The 5,659-nt window shown below is 52.8% G+C and carries 2 tRNA genes and 3 rRNA genes; all 5 read right to left on the bottom strand.

Annotated elements, in window-relative coordinates:
• Positions 1-61: 61 nt before the first annotated feature.
• The 5 genes from rrf to R2N03_RS20945 all read right to left on the bottom strand — a co-directional run bounded on the left by rrf (position 62) and on the right by R2N03_RS20945 (position 5,215).
• Positions 62-174 (bottom strand): 5S ribosomal RNA (rrf, locus tag R2N03_RS20965).
• Positions 175-294: 120 nt separating this feature from the next.
• Positions 295-3,173 (bottom strand): 23S ribosomal RNA (locus R2N03_RS20960).
• Between the two features lie 259 nt (positions 3,174-3,432).
• Positions 3,433-3,508 (bottom strand) — tRNA-Ala (locus R2N03_RS20955).
• A gap of 32 nt (positions 3,509-3,540) precedes the next feature.
• A tRNA-Ile gene (locus R2N03_RS20950) sits at positions 3,541-3,617 on the bottom strand.
• 60 nt (positions 3,618-3,677) lie between these two features.
• Positions 3,678-5,215: ribosomal RNA gene (locus R2N03_RS20945) — 16S ribosomal RNA — on the bottom strand.
• The 16S, 23S and 5S rRNA genes sit together here with 2 tRNA genes alongside, the layout of an rRNA operon.
• Between the last annotated feature and the right edge of the window lie 444 nt (positions 5,216-5,659).

Below are 5,659 nucleotides of genomic sequence, written 5' to 3'. Positions count from 1 at the left end.
AACCGACCCGTAAAAAGCAAACACCCCAGCTATTTGAGTAGCTGGGGTGTTTAGAGGGAGAGCCTGGCGATGACCTACTTTCACACGGGAATCCGCACTATCATCGGCGCGGAGTCGTTTCACGGTCCTGTTCGGGATGGGAAGGGGTGGTACCGACTCGCTATGGTCACCAGGCTATGACTTGTCGCGTCGCTGACCGAGGGTCAACGCCGCCAATATGGAATGTAGTGTGTAGGGGTTGTGCTTAGTTTGTATCAGGCACAAGGCAGACCCAGCCGGAAACATACCGGTTATAGGATCAAGCCGCACGGGCAATTAGTACTGGTTAGCTGAACGCATTACTGCGCTTCCACACCCAGCCTATCAACGTCCTGGTCTCGAACGACCCTTCAGGGAGATCAAGTCTCCAGGGAATCCTCATCTTCAGGCAAGTTTCCCGCTTAGATGCTTTCAGCGGTTATCTCTTCCGTACATAGCTACCCTGCGATGCCTCTGGCGAGACAACAGGTACACCAGCGGTACGTCCACTCCGGTCCTCTCGTACTAGGAGCAGCCCCCGTCAAGATTCCAACGCCCACGGCAGATAGGGACCAAACTGTCTCACGACGTTTTAAACCCAGCTCACGTACCTCTTTAAATGGCGAACAGCCATACCCTTGGGACCGGCTACAGCCCCAGGATGAGATGAGCCGACATCGAGGTGCCAAACACCGCCGTCGATATGAACTCTTGGGCGGTATCAGCCTGTTATCCCCAGAGTACCTTTTATCCGTTGAGCGATGGCCCTTCCATACAGAACCACCGGATCACTATGTCCTGCTTTCGCACCTGCTCGACTTGTCGGTCTCGCAGTTAAGCACGCTTTTGCCATTGCACTTTAGGTACGATGTCCGACCGTACCAAGCGTACCTTCGAACTCCTCCGTTACACTTTGGGAGGAGACCGCCCCAGTCAAACTGCCTACCATGCACTGTCCCCGACCCGGATTCACGGGCCAAGGTTAGAACCTCAAACAAACCAGGGTGGTATTTCAAGGTCGGCTCCACCGAAACTAGCGTCCCGGTTTCAAAGCCTCCCACCTATCCTACACAGATCGGTTCAAAGTCCAATGCAAAGCTACAGTAAAGGTTCATGGGGTCTTTCCGTCTAGCCGCGGGGAGATTGCATCATCACAAACACTTCAACTTCGCTGAGTCTCGGGAGGAGACAGTGTGGCCATCGTTACGCCATTCGTGCAGGTCGGAACTTACCCGACAAGGAATTTCGCTACCTTAGGACCGTTATAGTTACGGCCGCCGTTTACCGGGACTTCAATCAAGAGCTTGCACCCCATCATTTAATCTTCCGGCACCGGGCAGGCGTCACACCCTATACGTCCACTTTCGTGTTTGCAGAGTGCTGTGTTTTTATTAAACAGTCGCAGCCACCATTTTATTGCAACCCCTTCGTCCTTCTAGCGCGAGCTAGTCAAACTACAAGGGCGTACCTTATCCCGAAGTTACGGTACCAATTTGCCGAGTTCCTTCTCCCGAGTTCTCTCAAGCGCCTTAGAATACTCATCTCGCCCACCTGTGTCGGTTTGCGGTACGGTCTCGTATGACTGAAGCTTAGAGGCTTTTCTTGGAACCACTTCCAATTGCTTCGCGACCTAAAGTCGCTCGCCCCACACCCTTGAATCACGCACCCGGATTTGCCTAAGTGCCATCTCCAATGCAGGGACCGGGACATCCAACACCCGGACAACCTTCCGCGATCCGTCCCCCCATCGCATCATACGACGGTGCAGGAATATTAACCTGCTTCCCATCAGCTACGCATCTCTGCCTCGCCTTAGGGGCCGACTCACCCTACGCCGATGAACGTTGCGTAGGAAACCTTGGGCTTACGGCGAGGGGGCCTTTCACCCCCTTTATCGCTACTCATGTCAGCATTCGCACTTCTGATACCTCCAGCATCCTTTACAAGACACCTTCACAGGCTTACAGAACGCTCTCCTACCATGCACTTACGTGCATCCGCAGCTTCGGTATATTGCTTAGCCCCGTTACATCTTCCGCGCAGGACGACTCGATCAGTGAGCTATTACGCTTTCTTTAAAGGGTGGCTGCTTCTAAGCCAACCTCCTGACTGTTTTAGCCTTCCCACTTCGTTTCCCACTTAGCAATATTTAGGGACCTTAGCTGGCGGTCTGGGTTGTTTCCCTCTTGACACCGGACGTTAGCACCCGATGTCTGTCTCCCGTGATTGCACTCTTCGGTATTCGGAGTTTGCTATGGCGGGGTAATCAGCAATAGACCCCCCAACCATGACAGTGCTCTACCCCCGAAGGTGAGACACGAGGCACTACCTAAATAGTTTTCGGAGAGAACCAGCTATTTCCAAGTTTGTTTAGCCTTTCACCCCTATCCACAGCTCATCCCCTAACTTTTCAACGTTAGTGGGTTCGGTCCTCCAGTACGTGTTACCGCACCTTCAACCTGGCCATGGATAGATCACTTGGTTTCGGGTCTACACCCAGCGACTGAACGCCCTATTCGGACTCGCTTTCGCTACGCCTTCCCTAATCGGTTAAGCTTGCCACTGAATGTAAGTCGCTGACCCATTATACAAAAGGTACGCCGTCACCCGTTTCCAGGCTCCGACTGTTTGTATGCATGCGGTTTCAGGATCTATTTCACTCCCCTCCCGGGGTTCTTTTCGCCTTTCCCTCACGGTACTGGTTCACTATCGGTCGATCACGAGTATTTAGCCTTGGAGGATGGTCCCCCCATCTTCAGACAGGATTTCACGTGTCCCGCCCTACTTGTCGTACACCTAGTTCCACAATACTGTTTTCGCGTACGGGGCTATCACCCGCTATGGCCGGACTTTCCATTCCGTTCCGCTAACAATACTGCTAAAGAGTACAAGGCTGATCCCATTTCGCTCGCCACTACTTTGGGAATCTCGGTTGATTTCTGTTCCTGCAGCTACTTAGATGTTTCAGTTCACTGCGTTCGCTTCCCTTGCCTATGTATTCAGCAAGGGATGACCCATACGGGCCGGGTTTCCCCATTCGGATATCTGCGGATCAAAGCTTGTTTGCCAGCTCCCCGCAGCTTTTCGCAGGCTACTACGTCCTTCATCGCCTGTGATCGCCAAGGCATCCACCACATGCACTTATTCGCTTGACCCTATAACGAGTATGTCTCGCTATAGGCTGAGTTCTCGCGTTGTGCCGTATTCCAAGACAATCTTTCGATTGCTCTGGTAATACTGGTTGATACAATCACAACCCAGTGTCGCGTTTGAATTGCGCGCCTCATCAACGCGCCGCGACACCTTTACTACATTCCATATTGTTAAAGAACAGCCGAGTTACTTCTCTCGTCTTGGCAAAGCCAAACGCAAACACCGACGACTCGATGCTTGCGTTTAGCTGCCACAAGGATTTGGTGGAGGATGACGGGATCGAACCGACGACCCCCTGCTTGCAAAGCAGGTGCTCTCCCAGCTGAGCTAATCCCCCAGTCACGGCAGAGACTTCCACCGTCCATAACTTGGTGGGTCTGGTAGGACTTGAACCTACGACCCCCGCCTTATCAAGACGGTGCTCTAACCACCTGAGCTACAGACCCTTGGCTGTAACATCAAACAAACCGATAAGTGTGGACGCCTAACGTCGGATGCACGCTCTTAAAGGAGGTGATCCAGCCGCACCTTCCGATACGGCTACCTTGTTACGACTTCACCCCAGTCATGAACCCTACCGTGGTAATCGCCCTCCTTGCGGTTAGGCTAACTACTTCTGGTAAAGCCCACTCCCATGGTGTGACGGGCGGTGTGTACAAGACCCGGGAACGTATTCACCGCGGCATGCTGATCCGCGATTACTAGCGATTCCAGCTTCACGTAGTCGAGTTGCAGACTACGATCCGGACTACGATGCATTTTCTGGGATTAGCTCCACCTCGCGGCTTGGCAACCCTCTGTATGCACCATTGTATGACGTGTGAAGCCCTACCCATAAGGGCCATGAGGACTTGACGTCATCCCCACCTTCCTCCGGTTTGTCACCGGCAGTCTCTCTAGAGTGCCCTTTCGTAGCAACTAGAGACAAGGGTTGCGCTCGTTGCGGGACTTAACCCAACATCTCACGACACGAGCTGACGACAGCCATGCAGCACCTGTGTCCACTTTCTCTTTCGAGCACCTAATGCATCTCTGCTTCGTTAGTGGCATGTCAAGGGTAGGTAAGGTTTTTCGCGTTGCATCGAATTAATCCACATCATCCACCGCTTGTGCGGGTCCCCGTCAATTCCTTTGAGTTTTAATCTTGCGACCGTACTCCCCAGGCGGTCAACTTCACGCGTTAGCTACGTTACTAAGGAAATGAATCCCCAACAACTAGTTGACATCGTTTAGGGCGTGGACTACCAGGGTATCTAATCCTGTTTGCTCCCCACGCTTTCGTGCATGAGCGTCAGTGTTATCCCAGGGGGCTGCCTTCGCCATCGGTATTCCTCCACATCTCTACGCATTTCACTGCTACACGTGGAATTCTACCCCCCTCTGACACACTCTAGCCGTGCAGTCACCAATGCAATTCCCAGGTTAAGCCCGGGGATTTCACATCGGTCTTGCACAACCGCCTGCGCACGCTTTACGCCCAGTAATTCCGATTAACGCTTGGACCCTACGTATTACCGCGGCTGCTGGCACGTAGTTAGCCGGTCCTTATTCTTCCGGTACCGTCATCGACCCCAGGTATTAACCAGAGCCATTTCTTTCCGGACAAAAGTGCTTTACAACCCGAAGGCCTTCTTCACACACGCGGCATTGCTGGATCAGGCTTTCGCCCATTGTCCAAAATTCCCCACTGCTGCCTCCCGTAGGAGTCTGGGCCGTGTCTCAGTCCCAGTGTGGCTGATCGTCCTCTCAGACCAGCTACTGATCGTCGCCTTGGTAGGCCTTTACCCCACCAACTAGCTAATCAGACATCGGCCGCTCCTATAGCATGAGGCCTTGCGGTCCCCCACTTTCACCCTCAGGTCGTATGCGGTATTAGCTAATCTTTCGACTAGTTATCCCCCACTACAGGGCACGTTCCGATGTATTACTCACCCGTTCGCCACTCGCCATCAATCTAGCAAGCTAGATCATGCTGCCGTTCGACTTGCATGTGTAAGGCATGCCGCCAGCGTTCAATCTGAGCCAGGATCAAACTCTTCAGTTCAATCTGCTGTTTTCGCTCTTTACGAGCGGTCGCTCACTCTCAGAATCTGACTTGAACTTTCGTTCAAACCTTACTTCTGTGCGAGCACTTCATTACTTGTAAGCTAACGAACTTGCGTTCGTCGCATCCAGTATTAAGCGCCCACACTTATCGGCTGTTTGTTTGTTAAAGAACTTCGCGATCAACTTTGTTTATCGCGTCGCTGCGTTGTCTGCAGCAGAGAAACGAGATTATGCAGAGCTTTTTCGTCGCTGTCAACAACTTGCCGAAGAAATTTTTTCGTTCAACTCGCTGCCAACTCTACCGCGACATCCTTCCGATTTCTTACCACCCAATCGGCTGGAAACCCGCACCACATCTACTTCTCCACCGCCTCGACCACCCCGCCGTCCCTTTCGTTTCGGCGCTGTGTCGTGCAGCGAGGGGCGAATATTAGGCGGGTTT

It is taken from the genome of Ralstonia condita, assembly GCF_958405655.1.
GTDB classification, from domain to species: domain Bacteria; phylum Pseudomonadota; class Gammaproteobacteria; order Burkholderiales; family Burkholderiaceae; genus Ralstonia; species Ralstonia condita.
The sequence above is the reverse complement of the archived record's forward strand: the minus strand, read 5'-3'. Positions and strand labels throughout refer to the sequence as shown.